Raw genomic sequence first — 21,788 nt, 5'->3', positions numbered from 1 at the left:
ATTTTACCGGTGTGAGAGGTCTGTGCGAAGGGTGTGAGAAAGGGGGACGGGGGCAACGGAGCGGCCTAGTTTCGGGGTGTGAGCACTCGACATTGCGTTGATTTGTTCGTTCCGGTCCGGTGTCTGGGGGAGATCGCCACGGTGCAGACCGGGCGGTTGCCGGACGGGGTGCGGGTCGGGATCGCGTTCCGGACACTGACGGGACTGCGGGCGGCGTGCGGCGTCCAGGAGTGGATGCGGATGTCCGAGACCGCGTTGCGTGACCTGCTCGGACCGTTGGGGATCCGCCGGATCCAGCTCGATCCGACGACGGTCGCCACACCGGTCAGAGGCGCCGTAGCCAGCTGAGGTGGCCCTCGTCCATCACGGCGTGGCCGTCGGCGCTGTCGGCGACCTTGGGATCGTGAGTGGCGATGACGACGGCGGCACCGCGGCGGGCCTCCGCGTGCAGCAGGTCGAGAACCCGCTCGCGGTTGGTGCTGTCGAGTTCGCTGGTCGACTCGTCGGCGAGGATCACCCGGCCCTGCTGCGCGATCCCGCGCGCCACGGCGACGCGCTGCTGCTCGCCTCCGGACAGTTCCTCGACCAGGTGGTCGCCGCTCTCCTCGAGCCCGACTCCCGCCAGCGCGTGCTCGATGGACCGCTCGACATCCTTGTGACGGGCCGCCAGCAACGGGATGGTGAGGTTCTCGCGCGCGGTCAGCACCCGGGCGAGCCCGTTGCCCTGCGGGATCAGTACGACGCCGTGCGCGGCCGCGGCCGGCCTCTCGGTGATCACCAGACCGTCGATCTCGACCTGCCCCTTGGCGACCGGCACCGCCCCGGCGATTGCCCACAGCAACGAGCTCTTGCCGGCCCCGGACGGCCCGCTGACCGCGAGCACGAACCCCGGCGGGACCGTGAACGACACGTCCGACACCGCGGTCAGATCGCCGTACCGGACCGTCACCTGGCTGAGGTTGATCACTGGTTCCCCTCCTGCAAGACCGGGGTGATGCGGATCTCGCCGTTGTCGGTGGTGACCTGGACGAGCGTCCCGGCGGGTAGCAGTTCGGCCACGTGCGGCGGCAGCGGCAGCGATCCGTCGACCGCGACCACGGCGTACTCCTCGCCCGATCGTCCCTCGGAGGCGATCCGGCCGTCCCGGATCGTGATCGTCCGGGGGAGGGTCGCGGCGACCTCGGGGTCGTGCGTGACCAGCAGCACGGTCATCCCGGTCTCGCGGTTGACCGTCCGGATCGCGGTGAGGACTTCGTCGCGGGCGTGGTGATCGAGCTGGCTGGTCGGCTCGTCGGCCAGCAGCAGACCGGGCCGGGTCGCGATGCCGACCGCGACCGCGCAGAGCTGGACCTGTCCCGGTGTCAGCTGCGTGAGCGGAGTCCCGGAATGGTTGCCTAGGCCAACGAGATCGAGGATGTCTGTCGGGGCCGGCAGGTCGCGGCCGCGTACGGCGGCCCGTTGTGCGTACCGGATGTTGTCGGCCGGCGTGAGGTAGGGGACGAGGTTGCGCCCGGCGCCCTGCAGCACGATGCCGACGTCGCCGGAACGCATCCGGTCCAGCTCGGTCTCGGTCATCGTGGCGACGTTGTGTTCGCCGATCTGCAGCCGGCCCGCGCTCGGGGTGAGCAGACCGCCGCAGAGCTGGAGCAGCGTGGACTTCCCGGCTCCGGACGGCCCGAGCAGCCCGACGAGCTCGCCCGGGCGGACGGTGATCCCGATCCCGGACAACGCTGCGACATCGTGACCGTGCGCGCGGTAGATGTGCACGAGTCCCGTCGTACTGATCGCGAGGCCGCTCATGTCAGCTCCTCCCGGATCCGGCCGTAGCTGGAGCGTCTGTTGACGCCGCTGCCGAGGAGCAGCGTCACGGCCGCGAGGACCGCCGTACCCGCGATCCAGAGCACGATTGCGACGGGCCAACTGGTGCCGAGGTCGAGTGGCACCGGCCCGCCGCTGGTGGCGAACAACGGGATCAGCGGCAGTGCGACCTGCGCGCCGATCAACCCGCAGACCGTTCCGAGCAGCACCGCGAGCGCGACCGGACCGGTCTGCTCCCAGCGTGCGGCGCGGCCGGTGGTGCTCGCCGGTACGCCGGTGATCTTCAGGCTCGCGTAGTCCTGGGCCCGCGAGCGCCACGACGTCACCACGGTGAGCAGCAGTACGACGATCGCGAGCACCCAGGCCGCAATCCCGACCACCGGCGTCAGTTGCAGGGCGAGCGCGCTGGCGGAACGCCCGTACGACGCGATCCGGTCGTCGCGGCGGTCCACCAGGTCGGCGTTGAACCCGGCCTTCGACAGCTTCGCGGTGATCGCGTCGACGTTCGCGAGACCGTCCTTGTTCAGCCACAGCTCGAAGTCGGTCCCGCCCTCGTCGACGGCCCCACCGAGCCGGCGGACCGTCTCGAGATCGACGACGGCCGTGCGGTCGCCGTACCGGTTCACCGGCCCGCGGAGCCGGTCGATCCGGGCCAGCGTGATCGGCGTACCGTCGATTGCCGGGCTGGTCGTGGTGTTGTCGGCGTACCGGTACTCCGGCGTGACGAAGGCCGGCGCCACCGGTGGCACGGTCGCGTACTGCAGGAACTCGTCGTTGCCGAAGCTCTTCATCGCGATCGTCAGCGCCCCGCCAGGCTTCGCCGCCAGTGAGCCTTGGTCGGACTCGACCTGCGCGAACGGCTTCCAGTCGTCCGGCTTGCCGAGTCCGATGCTCGGATGGTCGTCGCTGGCGAGCTTGCTGATCACCAGATCGCCTTCCAGACCGGCCGGGTCGAGCGTCTCGCGGCCGATGCCGAGCCGGAGCAGGTCACAGCCGCCCAGACAGTCGACCGCGGTGCGCAGTTCGACGGGCTTGTTCGACGGCAGCGGCAACGGCGGGAACGAGACCAGGTACCTCGCGCCGTCACGGTGGCTGACGACATTCGCCCGCAGTACGACGGACTTCGGCGCACCGGAGCCGATCTCCTCGCCGCGCGGGGTGCGGCTCACGAGCCGTTTGACGTCCGCGGCCGAGACCGTCGCGGTCAGCTGCGAACTGCGGAACTCGATCGGCTTCACGTCGCTCGGCGCCTGGAGCGTCTGCCAGCCCTGCGCGTCGGTGAGCCGATCGCCCCGGAACGCGACCCGCCGGAAGCTGTCCGGCTCGATCATCAGCGACTTCAGCGCGTCGGGGGAGCCCGGGCTGGAGATCACGACTGGAGTCAGCCAGTGCCGGTCGGGGTCGATCTGATCGGCGGCGCGCAGGAAGTCGGCGAGGTACAGCGCGTTCATCCGCAGGACGCCCTCGGCGCCGGTCTCGTAGCCGGAGCGCGTCTCGCGGTTGCTGGCCGCGACGGACGACGCCTGGCCGGCGAAGGTGAGCAGCGCGGCGGCGACGGCAACGGCCGCCACGATCCGGGTCACGGCCGGGCGGCGGGAGATCTGCAGAGCGCCGAGCGCGAGACCCAGACGACCGCGGCGCAGCGCCTGCCGGCTGATCAGACCGGCGGTCGGCAGGAGCAGGTGCGCAAACGTCAGACCAATCGCGAGCGCGAGCAGCGCGGGCGTGAGAACCGGAAGTGGGCCACGGCCGTCGCCGGTGAGTGCCGCGAACAGACCGGCCACCGCGAACACGATGATGCAGAGGTCGGCGACACCGATCAGCCACCCGCCGCGCCGTGGCGCGACCCGCCGCAGCAGACTCGAGATCGGCTGCCGAACCGCGGATCGAATCTGCAGCACCACGACGGCCAACGCGATGATCGCTGCCACGGCGAGCGCGGCGGGGACCGTCCACGGGAGCTCGAGCGGCGCACTGTTGCGCAACCAGGTGGCGCGGACGATCAACAGCACCGCGAAGCCCACCACTCCACCGAGCAACGTCCCGACCAGCACGGGCAGGCCGAGTTCGACAGCGAGCGCACGATGAGTACGGCGAGCCGACGCGCCACGCAATCGCGACAGCGCGATCTCGGGCCGGCGCTGATCCACCACGGCCGCCAGCGCAAGCGCCAGTACGACGACTGCGAACAGCGCGACCTGCACCATCACCAGCGGGATGATCGTGGTCGCCTGCTTCCGCTCCGCCTGGATCTGGTCGACCAGCGTGGCGAGTGACGACGTGGTCTGCGCGGGGATGCCGAGCTCGCCGGCGTTTCCGTTGACCGTCCGAGTGGCCTCCTGCAGGCGTTGCAGGTCGTCGAGCCGCGCTACTCCGGGCAATGGGCGGGCGTCCGACGTGACCGTCTGCTGCCAGTCGCCGGCGCTGAACGTCGTACTGTCGGTGAAGAATTGGTCCGCGCTACCGGGGTCCTTGTCGGCGGGCTGATGCGATTGGCCGGTCGGGTAGTCGCCGTACCAGTAGTCACCGCGAGGCTCCTTCGGCGTGTAGAAGCCGACGACGGTCAGGCGGCCGCCGCCCTTGCCGACGTCGCTCGGCGCCGCGGTGAAAGTCGTTCCGAGTTTGAGGTCCCAGGTCGTCTGGTCGACGGCGGAGGCGATCACCTCGTTCGCGGCGCGTGGACAGCGGCCCGCGGTCACGGTGAGCTGGGCGCAGTACCCGTCCCGCCAGCGCAGGCGCGCCCTCGGCGGCGCCTCGGCCCTCGGCGTGACCCAGGCGACGTCGTTGTGGACGCCGTGCACGGGCTTGGTGAACAGCGGCTGGAGGTCTTTCGGCAGCAATTTGTCCAACTGCTCCGGCTGGACGTCGCCTTGCGACGCGATCCGCCAGGACGCGGGCAGGCGTTGTACCGAGAGTGTCTCGGTCATCACGGTCTGTTCGACCGCGCGGGCGAACCACGGCCCGAACACCGCACAGCTACCGATCAACAGACTGATGCCGGTCAGCACCAGGGCCTGTGCCCAGCGGTACCGCAGCGCCCGTCGCAGGAACATGCCACCCCCAGATTCCGTGTCGCCCGCCGAATGTACGGAATGTTTCGGGCAGCAGGCCGGGCGGCGGAAAAATGTCACATTAATGTTGTCCAGACAGGAACCCGGCGGTGTCCGGGGCCCCGTTCGTCCCCTGGACCGGGTCCCGGCGGTAGGTTCGGGGCATGCGTGAATCCCACCTCGGCGACCTGACCGTTTCCTCCCTGGGCCTCGGCTGCATGGGCATGTCCCAGTCGTACGGCGACACCACGGACGAGACCGAGTCGATCGCCACCCTGCACGCGGCCATCGACGCGGGCTGCACCTTCCTCGACACCGCCGACGTGTACGGCGACGGCGCGAACGAGGAACTCGTCGGCCGGGCGCTGGCCGGTCGCCGCGACCAGGTCGTGCTCGCGACCAAGTTCGGTTTCAAGCGTCCCGCCGGTGCCACGACGGTGCCGACGGTCGTCGACGGGTCCCCGGAGTACGCGCGGCAGGCGATCGACGCGTCGCTGCGGCGGCTCGGCGTCGACCACGTCGACCTGTGGTACCTGCACCGCCGCGACCCGCAGGTGCCGATCGAGGAGACGGTCGGTGCGATGGCCGCGATGGTCGAGGCCGGCAAGGTGCGGTACCTCGGGTTGTCCGAGGTCAACGGCGAGACCGTTCGCGCCGCGCACGCCGTACACCCGATCACGGCTGTCCAGAGCGAGTGGTCGCTGTGGACGCGCGACCCGGAGACGGTCGTGCTGCCGACGCTGCGCGAGCTCGGCGTCGGGTTCGTCCCGTTCAGCCCGCTCGGGCGCGGGTTCCTGACCGGGCAGATCAAGTCCGAGGCGGACTTCGGGGACGACGACATGCGCCGCGGACTGCCGCGGTTCCAAGGCGAGAACTTCCAGCGGAACCTCGATCTGGTCGCGCAGGTCCAGGCGCTGGCCGCGTCGAAGGGAGTCACGCCCGGACAGTTGGCGCTCGCCTGGTTGCTTGCGCAAGGCAATGACGTGGCGCCGATCCCGGGGACGAAGCGGCGCAAGTACCTGGCCGAGAACCTCGGCGCGGTGGACGTGACGCTGTCGGCCGAGGAGCTGGCCTCGCTGGACGCGGCGTTCCCGGCAGACGCGGTGGCCGGGCAGCGGTACACCCAGGGTGGGATGGACCTGGTGGGCAAGTGATCGGCGTCACCGGGTCGACCGGGCAGCTCGGATCGCGGATCGCGTCGCGGTTGGCCGCGGCCGGCGTACCGCAGCGGTTGATCGTGCGCGACCCGGGCCGGGCGCCCGCGTTACCCGGTGCCTCGGTGGCGCAGTCGGCGTACGGCGAACACGCCGCGCTGCTGTCCGCGCTGGACGGGGTCGACGTACTGATGTTGCTCAGTGCAACGGAGTCGGCGGATCGGGTGGAGTTGCACAAGGCAACCGTCGACGCGGCGGTCGCCGCCGGGGTGCAGCGGATCGTCTACACGTCGTTCGTCGGGGCATCGCCGGGCGCGACGTTCACGTTCGCGCGCGACCACTGGCACACCGAGGAACACATCCGTGCGTCGGGCGTCGACTTCACGTTCCTGCGGGACAATCTGTACCTCGACTTCGTGTCGGGCGGCGTCGGCGAGGACGGCGTGATCCGCGGCCCGGCGGGTGACGGCAGAGTCGCCGCCGTCTCGCGGGACGACGTGGCTGCGGTCGCTGCACAGGTGCTGACGTCGGCTGATCATTCCGGTGCCACCTATGACCTGACCGGGCCCGCTGCGTTCACGCTGGCCGAGGCCGCGGCGGTGCTGACCGAGGCGTGGGGGCGCAAGATCCGGTACGAGCCGGAGACGCTGGACGAGGCATACCGCTCGCGGGAGAGCTACGGCGCTCCCGCGTGGGAGGTGGCCGGTTGGGTCACGTCGTACGCCGCCATCGCCAGCGGCGAGCTCAGCCAGGTCTCCACCGCGGTCGCCGATCTCACCGGTCACGACCCGATCAGCCTCGAGGCGTCTGTCGGTCGCGAGTGAGACACTGAGGGCGTGCCGCTCTACCGTGATCAGGCGATCGTGCTGCGCACCCAGAAGCTGGGTGAAGCGGACCGGATCGCCACGCTGCTGACCCGCGCCAACGGCAAGGTCCGCGCGGTCGCGAAGGGCGTCCGGCGTACGTCGTCCCGCTTCGGCGCGCGCCTCGAACCGTTCAGCCACGTCGACCTGCAGCTCGCCACCGGCCGCACGCTCGACGTCGTCACGCAGGCCGAATCAATCGCGGCGTACGGCGAGGGCATCGTCGGCGACTACGCGCGCTACACCACCGGCACCGTCCTGCTGGAGACCGCCGACCGCCTGGTCGTCGAGGAGAAGGAACCCGCCACCCAGCAGCACCTCCTGCTCGCCGGCGCTTTGAGGGTCCTCTCCACCGGAGAACGCGAACCGTCCCTGGTCCTGGATTCCTTCCTGCTCCGCTCGCTGGCGATCTCCGGCTACGCCCCGTCCTTCGACGACTGCGCCCGCTGCGGCGAACCCGGCCCCCACCGAGCCTTCAACCCCGCCGCCGGCGGCATGGTCTGCACCTCCTGCCGCCCACCCGCCTCAGCCATGCCATCCCCCACCACAGTCGCCCACCTCGCCGCCCTCCTCACCGGCGACTGGCCCACCGCCCTCCAAGCCGACCCCCGAACCCGCCGAGAAGCCACCGGCCTAACAGCCGCCTTCTTCACCTACCACCAAGAAAACCAACTCCGCTCCCTACCCCACCTAGACCTGACCCCCGGAGGTTCCTGATGCCGTCGGACCGCGCCGTGGACCGCCTCGACGCCGAAAAACGTCACCAGCTCGACAACCTGATCGCCTCCTGGCGCATGGAGAACATGCCCCTCAGCGCCCCCGAGATCGACATCCTCGCCCGCTACATCCTCGGCGAAATCACCGCCGACGAACGCACCCGCCTGCTGGACGAACTTCTCTGATGCCGACGTTCGAGAACTGGGGCGACTACTTCTGGCCCGGCCAGATCGACGACTGCCGGATCAACAAACTCAACATTCACGACGCCACCCGGCTGGAGGCCGCCGAACGGGTCCGCACCGCCGGCCGCGCGGCCGAAATCATCACCGGCGAAGCAGAGATCCCGAGGACGTTCGACCTCGAGCACCTCCGGGCGATCCACCGGCACCTGTTCCAGGACGTCTACGACTGGGCAGGTGACCTTCGCGTCACGGAGCTGGTCCGGCCGTCCGAGGACCCCGACGCGCCAGGGCACGAATTCGTTAAGCCGGAGGACATCGAGCGCCTGGCACCGATGGTCTTCTCGCAGCTCGGCGACCCGGCCGACCTTCGTGACCGGCCGACCGCGGAAGTTGTCGACGTGCTGGCGAGAACGTACTCCGGTGTGAACATGCTCCACCCCTTTGTCGAGGGCAACGGTCGCACGCAGCGCATCTTCCTCGACCAGGCCGCGGAGGCCGCCGGCTACCGCATCAACTGGACCCGGATCGCCGACCGCCAGAACGAGGTGATGGCCGAAGCTTTCGGTGTCGGCCCCGAACCCGTCCGCCAGGCCCTGTCCGAATGCATCGAACGCCTCCCCGGCCACGAGGCCCGCCAAGACACCGAGCACGCCCTCCGCGTCACCACCGACGGCCTCGCCAAGCCAGGCACCACTCCGACCCAGGCCACCGCCACTTCCACGACCCCCGCCGCCCGCAACCACACCCCGAGCAACAAGCGCGACCCCAACGAACTCCAGTAATCAATCAACCGGACGTCGAACCGCCCGTCGGGCGGTCGCCGATTCACTCAACGCCTTAGCACGGTCCGCGGTCGTCGTCAGCCACGAGCATCCACCTCGTCTACCCGCCGCCCCTGGAAGCGCGAACACGAGACGCAACTCGACCGTGCGCCGATCCCCATCACCACCCGCCGCCGAGCGCACCCCCTTCCCGTCCTTCTCGAACCTCAGGACGAGATTCGAACCATCGACGCAATTGATGAGCCGGTGACCGTTGGCGAGGCGGGCCGATCAGCATTTTCCGATCGCCTTTTCTTCGATCAGGAACCACATCTTTGTTCCCGGAATAGCGCCCTTTGCGTACACGAGCCGAGACTGAAAGCGATGACGTTTGCCGTTGTCGCTCTCGATCGGGATCGGCTGGCCATTCGTCTGGTAGCGCAGAACAACCGGCGTGCTGTCGACGCAGGTAGTGAGCACAACTTCCGGTTGCTCGAGTTTGAGGTTCACGGAGCGAACGCTCATAGCCACAACCTTGGCAGCCCCGGTCTGATACCAACCGTTCTCAACTCGGAAGCTGATCTCTTGTTCCACTGTTCTCGCCCACCCGCCGCCGTTCCCGGACGCTGCAATTGTGGCGCCGGTCGCCTTGGCCGGCTGACTGAGCGCAGCTTCAACGCCGGCCCGCGCGGCGACATAACGCGCCCTGGCCGCGGTGATGGCAGCTTGCTCTTGGGACGTCCAGGTTGCGGTTGTGGCGGAGACGCGAGTCGGTGAACCTGTCGCGACTCCGCTGGCCGGCTTGTCCGCCTTGGAGGAGCCGGCGCAAGAGGTCAGAGAGACGAGAGCGCTGAGCGCAGCGGCACCCGCGAGCACCGGTCGACGGGTCATGCGATCTCTTTCCTGTCCTAGGCTCGACGGTAAGACATTGTGAGAAGCGGATATGCATCGTTCCTGGCAAGATGCCGGCCGCCGGTTGCGACACACCCCGATCACGCGACGGGCGGCATCCGACGGCTCGTCGCTGGTGCTGAGCGAAGCAGTTCGCGCAGAGCCGGTCCAACCGTCCTCGCGATCTGCCCGTCAGCAGCCGGCTTTACTCGGCGCGACAGCATCCCCACCGTTTGGATCAACGAGCACCGGCACGGCCTCGCCGATCCGCAGTTGAGTCGCGGCGCTCTGAGTCAGCGAGATCTGACCGTTGTCACCCAGGGTGCTCTGCCAGGTGATGTCCCATTGCGCGGTCGCCGTCACCGGGTACTTGCAGTTCGGTAGTTTGCGAGAGGTCTTCGCGTATTGATGACCGCACGTAGGCGAGGCCTTCACACCCATCGACTTTTCATACGTTGTCCCAGGACCGTCGCAACGGACCGTCTTACCGTCGCCCATCGACCAGTTGATCGCCTTGACGTGCGCCGTCGCTGTGACCGAAAGCCCTGGCACGCTGGCGCTGCGTACGATTGGACCCCAGGTGTTCTCCGTCTTGGTCACCCACATCCAGACTGGCATGTTCACCAGACCGATCTGGCCGGTTCCGGGAGCTGTCTTGATCAATGGTGGAGACAATCGCATCGTGGCGATCGCTCGGTAAACGAGGACCTCAGGATCAATCACGACGGTGTCAGGTCTGCCCGGAAGCCACACCCACTCGGTGACGAGGTGCCGCCCAGCGTCGTATCCCTGTTCCCTTACGCAGGCCCAGATGCTGCCGTCGGTGTGACCCTTCCAGCGGACGTCGCTGAACGGCGGATCAGGCATCTCGCGACGCAAATAGCACTGGTGAGAGTTTGACCAAGAACCGAGAGAAGGGTCCACACACTTCTGCGGCGCACCATGATATTGGCAGACCGCCTTTGTTTGCTTCCCGTTGGTCCCCTTAGTGCCCGGAGTACCTGGTGTGGTTGTCGGCGTTATGACATTCGAGGGAATCCAGCCGCAGCCGCGCGCCCCGCAGTACCACTCAAGCCCTGGACCCGGCGGAGGGCCGGACGGTGGCTGCCATTTCGCCATCGCGGCGCCGCTCGAAATGACCATAACGACCATGATGAGGAAGCCGGTCCGACGGAGCCGCTGTGTTAACACTTGGCGCCGCTCTCATCGGAGATCAGGTACCACATCTTCTTCGCACCTGGCGTGGGCGGCGCATAGACAAGGCGGGAAGCGAACTCGTGACGCTGTCCATCCGCGGGAGTCATCGGGATGGGTTTGTCATCCTTCTGGAACCTGATGATCAGCTTCGAGGTGTCAAGACAGTTGGACAGCATCACCTCTGGCTGTTCGCCATCGAGCTTCACCGACTTCACCTTCGTGGACACGATGATTGTGGACCCGGTCTGGTACCAACCGCTCCGCTCGAAGGACCTTGACTGGTCGATAAGGTCGATAATCCACTCACCCCCAATGCCTGCCTTCTCGAGTGCGGCTCGGTTGAATGTGGTCGACTTCGCGAACGCCTGATCCGCCGCTGAGGTCGCGGCGACATAGCGAGCCTTGGCGGCGGTGATGGCGGTCTGTTGCTCCGCGCTCCAAGTGGGGGTGGAGGGGGCGGTTGGGGTTGGGGTGGGGGTTGCCGACGTCGAGGGTGGGGTGGTGTTGGGTTGGCCGGCCTCTGGGGAGCCGTTGCAGGCGGTCAGGGCGGTGAGGGCGCTGAGCGTGGCTGCGGCGGTGGCTAGGGGTCGGCGGCGCATGGGAGGGGGCTCCGATCTTGGGTGCTGTTGGTGTAAGGGTTGCATACGGAGGGTGTTGGCGGGGTGGGTTATCCACAGGTTGCAGGTTGCTGCAGTCGGGGGTCGGGGCGGGTGGGAGACTGCGGGTATGTCGCCTATTGGTCGTCGTCGGGGTCGTGGGTTGGTGGGGGCTCGGGGGGAGCGGAAGGTCGTGGTGGCGCCGGAGGGGCATCCTTCGGGGGCTCGGGCGCCGCAGGTGCCGGCGGAGTTGGTGCCGCGGCATGTGGCGATCGTGATGGACGGGAACGGGCGGTGGGCCAAGCAGCGGGGGCTGCCGCGGACCGAGGGGCACAAGGCGGGGGAAGCGGCGCTGCTGGACGTGATCAAGGGCGGGATCGAGATCGGGGTGAAGTACATCTCGGCGTACGCGTTCTCGACCGAGAACTGGGCCCGCTCGCCGGAGGAGGTCCGGTTCCTGATGGGGTTCAACCGGGAGGTGATCCACCGGCGCCGGGACGAGCTGGATGCGATGGGGGTGCGGGTGGTGTGGTCGGGGCGCCGGCCGCGGTTGTGGAAGAGCGTGATCGACGAGCTCGAGTACGCGCAGGAGCGGACCAAGGACAACGACACCATCACGCTGCAGTTCTGTGTGAACTACGGCGGCCGCGCGGAGATCGCGGACGCGATGCGGTCGATCGCGCGGGAGGTTGCCGAGGGCAAGATCAAACCGGACCGGATCTCCGAGCAGACGATCGCGCGGCACCTGTACGCGCCGGACATCCCCGAGGTGGACCTGTTCGTCCGGTCGTCGGGGGAGCAGCGGACGAGCAACTTCCTGGTGTGGCAACTCGCGTACGCCGAGATGGTGTTCCTCGACACACTCTGGCCGGACTTCGACCGCCGCGATCTGTGGCGAGCCGTCGAAATGTATGCGCAGCGTGACCGCAGGTACGGCGGAGCGGTACCAAACGAGGTCCTGAGCGAGGGATGACCGGGCCGCGGGCAACCACTGCGGAACGGGGGAGGACCTGGTCGCGTCTACGGTCGTTGGAGGAACACCGCGACGACAGGAGTAGAAGCGTGCCGGAGCAGGCGATGAACGAGACGCCGAGCGAGGTTGCCGAGCGGGAGCTGCTCGCTGTGCGGGAGGAAGTGCAGCAGATGGCGGAGACGATGCGCGCCCGGCTGGAAGCGGACGAGGCTCCGGCACCCGATGAGCGTACGGCGACCGGCGAACAGCTGGCGCCCGCTCCCCAGGAAGCTCAGCCGGCCAGCCCCGAATGGCCGCCAGCCGTTCCACAGGACGCGCCCGCGACGCAGGACGCGCCCGCGACGCAGGACGCGCCCGCGACGCAGCACACGCCCGCGACGCAGCACACGCCCGCGGCGCAGGACGACCAGCCGGGCGAACCCGAATGGCCGACGACCGGTCGCTGGGCCCAGCGTTGACGCTCGACGTGCGCGACATCGCCGGCCGCACCGACAGGGTCGCGCAGGCGATGCACAACACGAGGATGGAGCTCGGGCGGGCGGAGCGCCTGCTCGATGCGGACTCGCCGCCTCCGCGCCAGGAACTGTTCGAAGTGCGAGAGCAGCTCATGGGCAGCGGGCGACAGCTCCGCGACGCGCTCGGACACGTCGATGCGCTCCGCGAGATCCCGGAGTACGGCGAGCTGAAGAACAACGTCGAGAGCGTCGAGCGACTGGTGACGGACACCGAGCGGGCCGTCGATGCAGTTGCAGCGAACCCGGCGGCTCGGCAAGAGATGCGGGACCGGCTGCGACCGCGCATGGCCGCAGCTCGGACCTCGGTGCAGTTCGCGGTCAATACGGCCAACGACGCGCGGAACCTGGCGAAGACCGCTGAGGCCGCGGCGAACCCCACGCCTACGTCGGCGCAGCACGCGCCCGGAAGCGCCCAGCCCGAGGTGCGCAACCGGCCGGACGGACAGTCGCAGAGCCCCGGCGTACAGCTCTAGCCTCGGCGTCCCGGTGAAGGCAGGAGGCCGCGTTCGATCGCGACGGTGACGGCGCGGGTGCGGTCGTCGACGTCGAGCTTGGCGAACAGGCGCTGCAAGTGGGTCTTGACCGTGGCCTCGCCGATGAACAGCTCCCGCCCGATCTCCGCGTTGCTGAGTCCGCGAGCCACAGCAGCCAGTACTTCGAGTTCCCGCGGCGAAGGCTGCGCCGCGGGAGGCGGAGCCGGCGTACGCAGGCGAGACATCAACCGTGCCGCGACTGGCGGAGCGAGAACGGTCTCACCACGAGCGGCGGCCCGGATCCCGTTCAGCAGCTCGGCGTGTGGCGTGTCCTTCAACAGGTACCCGGCAGCGCCTGCCTCGACCGCGTGCAGGATGTCCGTGTCGGTGTCGTACGTCGTCAGCACGAGCACCCGCGTCGACGGATAACCGGACACGATCGCCCCGGTCGCAGCGACACCGTCCATGCGCGGCATCCGCAGATCCATCAGTACGACGTCCGGCTTGGTCGACTCCACCACTGCCAGGGCTTCCGCCCCGTCGCCGGCCTCACCGACCACGGAGATGTCGTCGGTCACCGACAACATCCCGGTCAGCCCGGACCGCACCACCGGATGGTCGTCGACCACCAGAACCCGAATCACGCGCCCTCCTGCACAGCCGGGATCAGCACCTGCACCCGCGTACCACGTCCCGGCGCGCTCTCGACCTCGACCGAGCCACCGGATTCCTCGACCCGCCCACGCATCGCGTTCAACCCGAACCCGCCGGACACCGACCCTGGCGTGAACCCGGACCCGTCGTCGCGGATCTCGATCCACACCCCGCTGTCCGACAACCCGAGTGTGATCAGTACCTGCGTCGCCGCGGCGTGCTTGCGGACATTCGCCAATGCTTCCTGCGCGGACCGTAGCAGCACGACCTGCTGAGCCTGCGGCAGCGCCGCGACCTCCTCGTCCGGAAGGTCCAGCTCGACCTGTACGTCGACCCCGGTCTCGGCCGCGAAACGTTCCGCCTGCCGGCGCAGTACCTCGGTTAAGGTTGCCTCGGACAACGCCACCGGGGTGAACGCGGCGACCAGCGCCCGCGCCTCCGCGAGGTTCTCCCGCGCGGTGTCCTCGATCGCGGCGAGCCGGGCCGCGGCGCCCGGAGTGCCGCCGCGCGAGAGCTCGGCCGACGCTGCCTGGGCCAGCATCACGATGCTTGTCATCCCCTGCGCGAGCGTGTCGTGGATCTCCCGCGCCATCCGCTCCCGCTCGGCCATCACGCCGGCGCTGTGGTGCGCTTCGGCGAGCTCGTCCCGCGCGGACTCGAGCTGGTCGATCAGCTCGGCGCGCTGCTGACTCTGCGTGATCACCTTCTCGATCCAGATCCCGAACAGCAGACTGACCACGAGGCTGACCAGCATCCACGGGAGGATGCTCCAGAACGCGTCCCAGCCCCATCCCGCGCTCCACAACTGCGCCGTACCGACGCCGAGCACCAGCAGCAGGCTGAGCGCGATCCCTTCGCGGACGTCCTCGCACAGTAGCCAGATCTGCGCCGACGCGATGAACATCAGGAACACCGACTGCGGATAGATCCCGATCAGCACCATCAGGCAGGCGATCAGCACCAGCCGATAGGTGTACGACGGGAGCGCGCGCCGGGACCGGATCGCGGGCAGTCCGAGGAACTGGTACGCCGCCGCGAGCACGACGACCGTACCGGCGAACACCGACTGCCGCAGCGCGTCGAGGTGCCCGAGGAACGACAGCGCCAGCGTCATCCCGAGGAGCACCCAGAACACGATGTGCCACCCGACCAACGCCCGGGTCCAGACCGGCTGCCCGGCGCCACCGTGAGAACTCTGCACGGATCCCATCTTCCTCCACACCAGGATCCACACACGAGGCCCGGTCCACGCGGGCGCCCGGGACAGCTCGGTACGACGCCGGTCCGGAAGGTCCGACGTCGTACCGGTGAGGCCGTTCATCAGCCCGCGTCCCGGCGGGTCCAGCGGAACACCCGCTGGGCGAGGAACAGGCCGACGATCAGCCAGATCGACAGCACGATCGCGCCGGTGCCGAGCTGCCAGGACCCGCCCGGCTCGTTCACCTCGAACCCGTCGGGCAGGAAGACGGAGCGCATGCCCTGGGCGAGCCACTTCAGGGGGAAGAACGAGGCCACGGTCTGCATCCAGCTCGGGAGGCTGCTGTAGACGAAGTACACGCCGGACATGAACTGGAGCAGCAGGACGACCGGGGTGACCACCGCGGACGCGGCGCGGCCGGACTTCGGGACGACCGAGAAGGCGATTCCCAGCACCGAGCCGGACGCCGTACCGAGGATGAAGATCCAGAGGAAGTTCAGCCACCGCTGCGGCGTGGACGGGATGTCGACACCGAGCAGCAGGCCGGCGATCGCGAGCAGCAGCGTGAACTGCAGGACCGAGGTGACCAGGACCATGCCGATCTTGCCGATGAAGTACGACTGCGGCGACATCGGCGTACCGCGGAGCCGCTTCAGCACGTCCTGGTCGCGCTCGATGGCGATCGCGATGGCCAGCGACTGGAAGCTGGTCAGGAAGATGCCGGAGGCAATCATTCCGGGGGTGAAGTAGGTGGCGGCGGTGACGCCGCCGGAGAAGTCGGTGCCGCTGAACACGGCCGAGAAGATGCCGAGGAAGATGATCGGGAAGAAGAACGTGAAGATCAGCTGCTCGCGTTCCCGGAAGAACTCCTTGACCTCGATCCCGGCCCGGGACAGACCGACCTTCAGCGGTGAGGGCAGTACGGCGCTCATCGAGCGGCTCCTTCCAGTTCCGGAGCGGCGGTGGCCGACCCGATGAGTTCCAGGTAGATGTCTTCCAGGCTCGGCCGCCGGACCTGCAGTTCGGGGACCTCGCCGCCGTACTCGGCCATCAGCCGGGCGACCTCGGCGCTCGGCCGGTCGGTGCGCAGCTCGCGCATCCCGTCGGCGGCCAGCCAGGAGACTCGCGCGGTGCGGGCGCCGCGGCCGCCGAGGGTCTCGGGGGTCGCGATCTCGACCATCCGGCCGTCGGCGATCACGCCGACCCGGTCGGCCAGGTGCTCGGCCTCGTCGAGGTAGTGGGTGGTGAGCAGGACCGTGGTGCCCTCGGTGCGGAGCTCCTCGATCAGGGTCCAGAACTGGCGGCGCGCCTCCGGGTCGAAACCGGTCGTCGGCTCGTCCAGGAACAGCAGCTCCGGGTTGCCGATCACGCCGAGCGCGACGTCGAGCCGGCGCCGCTGACCGCCGGACAGGGTGCGGATCCGGGTCTTGCGCTTCTCCTCGAGCCCGACCGCCGCGATCACCTGGTCCGGGTCGCGGGGGTTCGGGTAGTAACCGGCGAAGTGCGTCACCATCTCGGCGACCGACAGCACCGCCTCGTCGCGAGTGGTCTGCGCGACGATCCCGATCCGGGACCGCCAAACCCGGTCGCCGCGCGCCGGGTCGCTGCCCAGCACGCTGATCTCACCCTCGTCGGCCGGGCGATACCCCTCCAGAATCTCCGTGGTCGTCGTCTTACCGGCCCCGTTCGGGCCGAGCAGGGCGAACACCTCGCCCCGGTGGATGTCCAGGTCGACGCCGTCGACCGCGACCTTGTCGGGGTACCGCTTGACCAGGCCGCGCACCCGCACTGCGTTGTTCTCCATGCCTCAACCTTCCCGTCCGGGCGGGGTGCGCGGGGAGCACCGGCCGGGTGACTGCTTGTCCCCCGACCGGTGGACAGCGACGTACCGAAGAACGGGTAGTGGGTGGTGTCCACCGGAGGGTTTGGAGTGGGGGCCAGGCGTGGGGAGCGGTATGCGTAGACGACTACGTCCCGTTGTTGCGTACACGCCGAAGGGGGCTGACGCGGGCGGGGTGCGGCGGCTAGGTTCGGGGGATGGCTCAGACTGTGCGTGGTGTGGTGGCGGCGAGCAAGGGTGCGCCGGTGACGATCGAGCAGATCACGATCCCGGACCCGGGTCCCGGCGAGGCGGTCGTGCAGGTGCAGGCCTGTGGGGTCTGTCATACGGACCTGCACTACCGAGAGGGCGGGATCAACGACGAGTTCCCGTTCCTGCTCGGGCACGAGGCGGCCGGCGTGGTCGAGTCGGTGGGCGAGGGCGTCACGGAGGTTGCCCCGGGCGACTTCGTTGTCCTGAACTGGCGGGCGGTCTGCGGGAACTGCCGCGCCTGCCTGCGCGGGCGGCCGTGGTACTGCTTCAACACGCACAACGCGAAGCAGAAGATGACGCTCGCGGACGGGACCGAGCTGAGCCCGGCGCTCGGGATCGGGGCGTTCGCGGAGAAGACCCTGGTCGCGGCCGGGCAGTGCACGAAGGTGGACCCGGCGGCGAAGCCCGAGGTCGCGGGCCTGCTCGGCTGCGGCGTGATGGCCGGTCTCGGCGCCGCGATCAACACCGGGAACGTCGGACGCGGGGACACCGTCGCGGTGATCGGATGCGGCGGAGTCGGTACGGCGGCTCTCGTCGGTGCCCGGTTGGCGGGTGCGGCGAAGGTGATCGCGATCGATCTCGACGAGCGCAAGCTGGCGACCGCGACCGAGCTCGGTGCGACGCACACGATCAACTCGAAGGGGCTCGACCACGATGGCGTGGTGGAGGCGGTGCAGGAACTCACCGGCGGGTTCGGTGCCGATGTCGTGATCGACGCGGCCGGCCGGCCGGAGACCTGGAAGCAGGCGTTCTACGCCCGCGACCTGGCCGGGACCGTGGTGCTCGTCGGCGTACCCACGCCCGACATGCGCCTCGACATGCCGCTGCTCGACTTCTTCGGTCGCGGCGGCTCGCTCAAGTCCAGCTGGTACGGCGACTGCCTGCCGACCCGGGATTTCCCGATGCTCGTCGACCTGCACCTCCAGGGCCGCCTGCCGCTGGACCGCTTCGTCTCCGAAACCATCGCGCTGGATGGGGTCGAGGCCGCCTTCGAGAAGATGCACCACGGCGACGTACTGCGTTCTGTGGTCGTTTTCTGAGCGGAGCGATTAATCGGGGGCGTCCGCGCGGTACATACCTGCGTGGACGCGTGGACGCGTGGACGCGTGGAGGGGTGACGTGACGGACCGGGACGAGTTCGAGCAGCGAGTCGCGCCGTACCGGCGGGAGCTGCTGGCGCACTGCTACCGGATGCTCGGGTCCGTGCACGATGCGGAAGACCTGGTCCAGGAGACGCTGCTCCGGGCCTGGCGGGCGATCGACACGTACGACGCGGAGCGGGCCTCGCTGCGGACCTGGTTGTACCGGATCGCGACCAACGCGTGCCTGACCGCGATGAAGGGGCGGGCCCGCCGAGCGCTCCCGTCCGGGCTGGTGGGGGCGGCCGACGACGCGTACGCGGCGATCGAACCGGCGCTGGACGTGCCGTGGTTGCAGCCGTTCCCGACCAAGGACGACCCGGCGGTCGCGCTCGCGGAGCGGGGGAGTCTCCGGCTCGCGCTGGTCGCGGCGATGCAGTACCTGCCGGCCCGGCAGCGGGCGGTGCTGGTACTGCGTGACGTGCTGGACTGGCCCGCGGCCGACGTCGCCGAGGCGTTGGAGACCACGCCGGCCTCGGTCAACAGCGCGTTGCAGCGCGCCCGGGCGCGGCTGGCGGAGATCGGTATCACCGAGGACGACGTCGATGAGCCGACCGATCGCGAGATCCGGCAGGTGATCGACGACTACGTGCGCGCGTTCGAGGCGGCCGACGTCGACGGGCTCAAGCGGCTACTGGCCGAGCAGGTGGTGCTGGAGATGCCGCCGGCCCCGCTGTGGCTCGTCGGTCGCGACACGTACGGCGACTTCATGGAGCGCGTCTACGCGATGCGCGGCCCGGCCTGGCGAATGCTCGTCACCGGGGCGAACGACCAGCCCGCCGTCGGCGCGTACGCACGCGCCGACGACGGGGTGTACCGCGCCCACAGCCTTCAGGTGTTCGCCGTCGGCAAGGCCGGCATCACGCACAACATCACGTTCTTCGACCAGAGCCTGTTCGGCTACTTCGGGCTGCCGCTACACGTGGAATGAGATCCACAGGTCCGGCGTCGCGTCAGGCTTGCTGGCGATCGGCCGGGCCTGCTGGGTCCACACGTCACCCGACACCTCGGTCGCGACGCGCTGCCAGAACCGGACTGCCTTCTCGTTGTTCCCCTGGAACGCGACATCGCACGGCCCGGGGTGATGCGACAGCACCTCCTGGACCGCTCGGAGTCCGAGCCCGCCGCGGCGTACCGGACGGACCATGAAGAAGGCGTTGAGTACGTGCACCGGCTGCTGCAACGCGCGCATGAAGCAGAAACCGACCGGGTTCTCGCCGAGCGAGAACAGGTACCCGGCCCACTCCGGATCCCCGGTCAGGACGTTCTCCAGCCACTCGCCGCGGTAGCTGCCGTCCGGGCGCGGCAGCTGCCCCTGGAACTCGGACAGGTCGTGGCGGAACATCAACCACAACCGCTCCATCGCCGGTCGGTCGGACGGCTGGACACGGCGTACCACGAGATCGGACATGGTTCTCCTCAGACGGAATCAGAACGCAGAAAAGCCTCCCGCCGGAAGAGTCCGGTAGAAGGCTTACTACGGTCAGTTTATCAACCCTGCTCGGCGGTCTGTCCGGCGACCCAGCTCATGTCGGGGTACCGGGTGCCGACCGGCGTCAGCTGGGCCAGCCCGGCCAGGTCCTCCGGCGACAGCTCGATCGACAGCGCCCCGAAGTTCTCCTCGAGGTACTTGCGCCGCTTCGTTCCCGGGATCGGTACCACGTCGTTGCCCTGCGCAATCACCCAGGCGATCGCGACCTGCCCGGGCGTCGCGTCGTACCGGCCGGCCACCGCTCGGATCTCTTCGACCAGGGCCAGGTTCGCGTCCAGGTTGTCGCCGGAGAAGCGGGGCAGGGTACGGCGGAAGTCGTCGGCCGCGAGATCGGTCGGCAGCGCTCCGGTGAGCATCCCGCGACCGAGCGGCGAGTACGGCACGATCCCGATACCGAGCTCGCGGCAGGTCGGCAGCACCGACTCCTCGATGTCCCGGCTGAACAGCGACCACTCGGACTGCACAGCGGTGATCGGGTGTACGGCGTGCGCCCGCCGGATCGTCTCCGCCGACGCCTCGGACAGCCCGAGGTACTTCACCTTCCCGGCCGCCACCAGCTCCGCCATCGCGCCGACCGTCTCCTCGACGGGTACGTCGGGATCCATCCGGTGCTGGTAGTACAGGTCCACGTGGTCGACGCCGAGCCGTCCGAGGGACGCGTCGATCGCGGACCGGACGTACTCCGGCGTACCGTTCACACCGCGCTCCTGCGACTGTCGCGGATCGCCGGTGATGCCGAACTTCGTCGCCAGGAACACGTCGTCGCGGCGGTCGGCGATGGTGCGGCCGACCAGTTCCTCGTTGGCACCGAACCCGTACATGTCGGCGGTGTCGAGGAACGTGATGCCGAGGTCGAGCGCGCGGTGCAGGGTCGCGACCGACTCGTTGTCGTCGGCCTCGCCGTACGCGAAGCTCATTCCCATACAGCCGAGTCCGAGCCGGCTGACCTCGGCGCCTTGGCTACCCAGTTTCATCAGAATCTCCCAGTTCTAGGCATGGCTCCGCCCACCGACCGCGTGCACGGCCGGAAGCAGAGGCGGGTCGTTATGGAGTGGCAGTGCCGCCGTACACGGTGATCTTGTAGTCGGTCACCGCCAGGGCGAGTTGCAGTTCGCGCAGCTGCTGCTGGATCCGTGCGCGGTGCTCCTGCATCAGGGTGAGTCGCTCGGGTGCGGTGTGGTCGCCCGCGAGGACCAGCTCCAGGTAGTGGCTGATCGTGCCGATCGGCATCCCGGAGGCACGCAGCCTGCTGATGAACACGATCCGCGCCATCGCCCGCTGGTCGTAGCTGCGGTACCCCGCGGCGTCCCGGCGTACGTCGAGCAGGCCGATGCGCTCGTAGTACCGCAGGGTGTGGGCGGTGAGGCCGGTGAGCTCGGCGGCCTCGGCGATCGACAGCCGCTCGGGGAGGTCCTCGGGCAGCTCGAGCAGGCAGAGCAGATCGGGGTCGATCGGCTCCAGCTCCGGGTGGTGGGCCGCGATGGCAGCGCGGCGGTCCGGGGCGGTGAGCAGGTCGGTCGCGTTCATGTCACCGACCGTACGCCTTAGAGCGCGCTCAAAGGCAAAGGTGAGCTAGGTCACGAGGCTTTCTGGCACTCTGCGCACGTCCCGAAGATTTCCAGGGTGTGGCTGATGTCGGCGAAGCCGTGCTCGGCGGCGACCTTGTCGGCCCAGCGCTCCACGGCCGGGCCCTCGACCTCGACGGTGCGGCCGCAGATCCGGCAGACCAGGTGGTGGTGATGCCCCTGCGAGCACCGCCGGTACGCCGTTTCGCCGTCGGCGGTGCGCAGGACGTCGACCTCGCGGGAGTCCGCGAGCGCCTGCAGGGTGCGGTAGACGGTGGTCAGGCCGACGGCCTCACCGGCGGACCGGAGCTCCTGGTGGATCTCCTGGGCGGTCCGGAAGTCGTCGATCTTGTCGAGCGCGTGCGCGACCGCCGCGCGCTGACGGGTCGAGCGTGTTCCGATAGCCACCGTTCCTCCTGTCATCTTTTCACCGCGCCCAATTCTCGCAGAACTCT

The 21,788-nt window shown here is 68.9% G+C and carries 25 protein-coding genes; 11 read left to right on the top strand and 14 right to left on the bottom strand.

Annotated features, from left to right (window positions below):
• Positions 1 to 78: 78 nt before the first annotated feature.
• Positions 79 to 348, top strand: a complete 270-nt coding sequence (locus tag AC0662_RS25590; RefSeq protein ID WP_452203708.1) for an SAV_915 family protein — start codon at positions 79 to 81, stop codon at positions 346 to 348.
• Here the strand turns inward: AC0662_RS25590 and AC0662_RS25585 are convergent.
• Genes AC0662_RS25585 through AC0662_RS25575 form a run of 3 tightly spaced genes read right to left on the bottom strand, consistent with a single transcriptional unit; the run spans position 326 to position 4,871 of the window.
• Positions 326 to 967, bottom strand: coding sequence for an ABC transporter ATP-binding protein (locus tag AC0662_RS25585; RefSeq protein WP_452203707.1), 642 nt, complete (start codon positions 965 to 967; stop codon positions 326 to 328). The genes AC0662_RS25590 and AC0662_RS25585 overlap by 23 nt on opposite strands.
• A complete protein-coding gene (locus AC0662_RS25580) occupies positions 964 to 1,800 on the bottom strand; it encodes an ABC transporter ATP-binding protein (RefSeq protein WP_478303732.1) in 837 nt (278 codons plus the stop codon). The genes AC0662_RS25585 and AC0662_RS25580 overlap by 4 nt, the downstream gene beginning before the upstream one ends.
• On the bottom strand, positions 1,797 to 4,871 hold the full coding sequence (locus tag AC0662_RS25575; protein ID WP_478303730.1) for an FtsX-like permease family protein: 3,075 nt from the start codon (positions 4,869 to 4,871) through the stop codon (positions 1,797 to 1,799). The genes AC0662_RS25580 and AC0662_RS25575 overlap by 4 nt, the downstream gene beginning before the upstream one ends.
• 161 nt (positions 4,872 to 5,032) lie before the next feature.
• Here AC0662_RS25575 and AC0662_RS25570 point away from each other — a divergent pair, with 161 nt between their 5' ends.
• From AC0662_RS25570 to AC0662_RS25550, 5 genes are read left to right on the top strand one after another with little or no spacing between them, the layout of a single operon-like run.
• Entirely contained in the window at positions 5,033 to 6,022 is a 990-nt protein-coding gene (locus tag AC0662_RS25570; protein WP_478303728.1) for an aldo/keto reductase, read from the top strand.
• On the top strand, positions 6,019 to 6,846 hold the full coding sequence (locus tag AC0662_RS25565; protein WP_478303726.1) for an SDR family oxidoreductase: 828 nt from the start codon (positions 6,019 to 6,021) through the stop codon (positions 6,844 to 6,846). The genes AC0662_RS25570 and AC0662_RS25565 overlap by 4 nt, the downstream gene beginning before the upstream one ends.
• A 12-nt stretch (positions 6,847 to 6,858) precedes the next feature.
• Positions 6,859 to 7,602: a DNA repair protein RecO gene (gene recO / locus AC0662_RS25560; protein WP_452203702.1), complete on the top strand. Its 744-nt coding sequence runs from the start codon at positions 6,859 to 6,861 to the stop codon at positions 7,600 to 7,602.
• Positions 7,602 to 7,787 (top strand): antitoxin VbhA family protein, encoded by a 186-nt coding sequence (locus tag AC0662_RS25555; RefSeq protein WP_452203701.1) that lies wholly within the window; start codon positions 7,602 to 7,604, stop codon positions 7,785 to 7,787. The genes recO and AC0662_RS25555 overlap by 1 nt, the downstream gene beginning before the upstream one ends.
• Positions 7,787 to 8,569 carry a Fic/DOC family protein gene (locus tag AC0662_RS25550; protein WP_478303724.1) on the top strand — a complete coding sequence of 261 codons (783 nt, stop codon included), beginning with the start codon at positions 7,787 to 7,789 and terminating at the stop codon, positions 8,567 to 8,569. The genes AC0662_RS25555 and AC0662_RS25550 overlap by 1 nt, the downstream gene beginning before the upstream one ends.
• Before the next feature lie 270 nt (positions 8,570 to 8,839).
• Here AC0662_RS25550 and AC0662_RS25545 read toward each other — a convergent pair whose 3' ends face one another.
• The 3 genes from AC0662_RS25545 to AC0662_RS25535 all read right to left on the bottom strand — a co-directional run bounded on the left by AC0662_RS25545 (position 8,840) and on the right by AC0662_RS25535 (position 11,235).
• Positions 8,840 to 9,439, bottom strand: coding sequence for a hypothetical protein (locus tag AC0662_RS25545; RefSeq protein ID WP_478303722.1), 600 nt, complete (start codon positions 9,437 to 9,439; stop codon positions 8,840 to 8,842).
• Between the two features lie 192 nt (positions 9,440 to 9,631).
• Positions 9,632 to 10,306: a hypothetical protein gene (locus AC0662_RS25540; protein WP_478303720.1), complete on the bottom strand. Its 675-nt coding sequence runs from the start codon at positions 10,304 to 10,306 to the stop codon at positions 9,632 to 9,634.
• A 317-nt stretch (positions 10,307 to 10,623) separates the two neighbouring features.
• Positions 10,624 to 11,235: a hypothetical protein gene (locus AC0662_RS25535; RefSeq protein ID WP_478303718.1), complete on the bottom strand. Its 612-nt coding sequence runs from the start codon at positions 11,233 to 11,235 to the stop codon at positions 10,624 to 10,626.
• Between the two features lie 127 nt (positions 11,236 to 11,362).
• On the opposite strand from AC0662_RS25535, the gene AC0662_RS25530 reads away from it, so the two are divergent.
• From AC0662_RS25530 to AC0662_RS25520, 3 genes are all read left to right on the top strand, one after another.
• A complete protein-coding gene (locus tag AC0662_RS25530) occupies positions 11,363 to 12,205 on the top strand; it encodes an isoprenyl transferase (protein WP_478303716.1) in 843 nt (280 codons plus the stop codon).
• Between the two features lie 104 nt (positions 12,206 to 12,309).
• Positions 12,310 to 12,663 (top strand): hypothetical protein, encoded by a 354-nt coding sequence (locus tag AC0662_RS25525; protein ID WP_478303714.1) that lies wholly within the window; start codon positions 12,310 to 12,312, stop codon positions 12,661 to 12,663.
• Positions 12,630 to 13,193 carry a hypothetical protein gene (locus AC0662_RS25520; RefSeq protein ID WP_452203695.1) on the top strand — a complete coding sequence of 188 codons (564 nt, stop codon included), beginning with the start codon at positions 12,630 to 12,632 and terminating at the stop codon, positions 13,191 to 13,193. Before AC0662_RS25525 ends, AC0662_RS25520 begins: the two co-directional genes overlap by 34 nt.
• On the opposite strand, the gene AC0662_RS25515 is transcribed toward AC0662_RS25520, so the two are convergent.
• The 4 genes from AC0662_RS25515 to AC0662_RS25500 form a co-directional block, all read right to left on the bottom strand.
• The gene (locus AC0662_RS25515; protein WP_452203694.1) at positions 13,190 to 13,837 is read right to left on the bottom strand and encodes a response regulator transcription factor; all 648 of its coding nucleotides are present in this window, start codon (positions 13,835 to 13,837) and stop codon (positions 13,190 to 13,192) included. The genes AC0662_RS25520 and AC0662_RS25515 overlap by 4 nt on opposite strands.
• On the bottom strand, positions 13,834 to 15,048 hold the full coding sequence (locus AC0662_RS25510) for a sensor histidine kinase (protein WP_478303712.1): 1,215 nt from the start codon (positions 15,046 to 15,048) through the stop codon (positions 13,834 to 13,836). Before AC0662_RS25510 ends, AC0662_RS25515 begins: the two co-directional genes overlap by 4 nt.
• Before the next feature lie 119 nt (positions 15,049 to 15,167).
• Positions 15,168 to 15,977 (bottom strand): ABC transporter permease, encoded by an 810-nt coding sequence (locus AC0662_RS25505; RefSeq protein ID WP_478303710.1) that lies wholly within the window; start codon positions 15,975 to 15,977, stop codon positions 15,168 to 15,170.
• A complete protein-coding gene (locus AC0662_RS25500; RefSeq protein ID WP_478303708.1) occupies positions 15,974 to 16,849 on the bottom strand; it encodes an ABC transporter ATP-binding protein in 876 nt (291 codons plus the stop codon). The genes AC0662_RS25505 and AC0662_RS25500 overlap by 4 nt, the downstream gene beginning before the upstream one ends.
• Positions 16,850 to 17,082: 233 nt before the next feature.
• On the opposite strand from AC0662_RS25500, the gene AC0662_RS25495 reads away from it, so the two are divergent.
• Positions 17,083 to 18,177 carry an S-(hydroxymethyl)mycothiol dehydrogenase gene (locus AC0662_RS25495; protein WP_478303706.1) on the top strand — a complete coding sequence of 365 codons (1,095 nt, stop codon included), beginning with the start codon at positions 17,083 to 17,085 and terminating at the stop codon, positions 18,175 to 18,177.
• Between the two features lie 79 nt (positions 18,178 to 18,256).
• Positions 18,257 to 19,207, top strand: a complete 951-nt coding sequence (locus AC0662_RS25490) for a sigma-70 family RNA polymerase sigma factor (RefSeq protein WP_478303704.1) — start codon at positions 18,257 to 18,259, stop codon at positions 19,205 to 19,207.
• On the opposite strand, the gene AC0662_RS25485 is transcribed toward AC0662_RS25490, so the two are convergent.
• The 4 genes from AC0662_RS25485 to AC0662_RS25470 all read right to left on the bottom strand — a co-directional run bounded on the left by AC0662_RS25485 (position 19,193) and on the right by AC0662_RS25470 (position 21,741).
• On the bottom strand, positions 19,193 to 19,687 hold the full coding sequence (locus AC0662_RS25485; RefSeq protein WP_452203688.1) for a GNAT family N-acetyltransferase: 495 nt from the start codon (positions 19,685 to 19,687) through the stop codon (positions 19,193 to 19,195). The genes AC0662_RS25490 and AC0662_RS25485 overlap by 15 nt on opposite strands.
• 80 nt (positions 19,688 to 19,767) lie before the next feature.
• A complete protein-coding gene (locus AC0662_RS25480; RefSeq protein ID WP_478303702.1) occupies positions 19,768 to 20,742 on the bottom strand; it encodes an aldo/keto reductase in 975 nt (324 codons plus the stop codon).
• A 70-nt stretch (positions 20,743 to 20,812) separates the two neighbouring features.
• Complete coding sequence (locus AC0662_RS25475; RefSeq protein WP_452203686.1) at positions 20,813 to 21,295, bottom strand: MerR family transcriptional regulator; 483 nt, start codon at positions 21,293 to 21,295, stop codon at positions 20,813 to 20,815.
• Between the two features lie 50 nt (positions 21,296 to 21,345).
• Positions 21,346 to 21,741 (bottom strand): Fur family transcriptional regulator, encoded by a 396-nt coding sequence (locus tag AC0662_RS25470; protein ID WP_452203685.1) that lies wholly within the window; start codon positions 21,739 to 21,741, stop codon positions 21,346 to 21,348.
• Positions 21,742 to 21,788 lie beyond the last annotated feature (47 nt).

Source organism: Kribbella sp. NPDC043289, from assembly GCF_056436705.1.
This window is presented reverse-complemented; position numbering and strand designations above follow the sequence as displayed.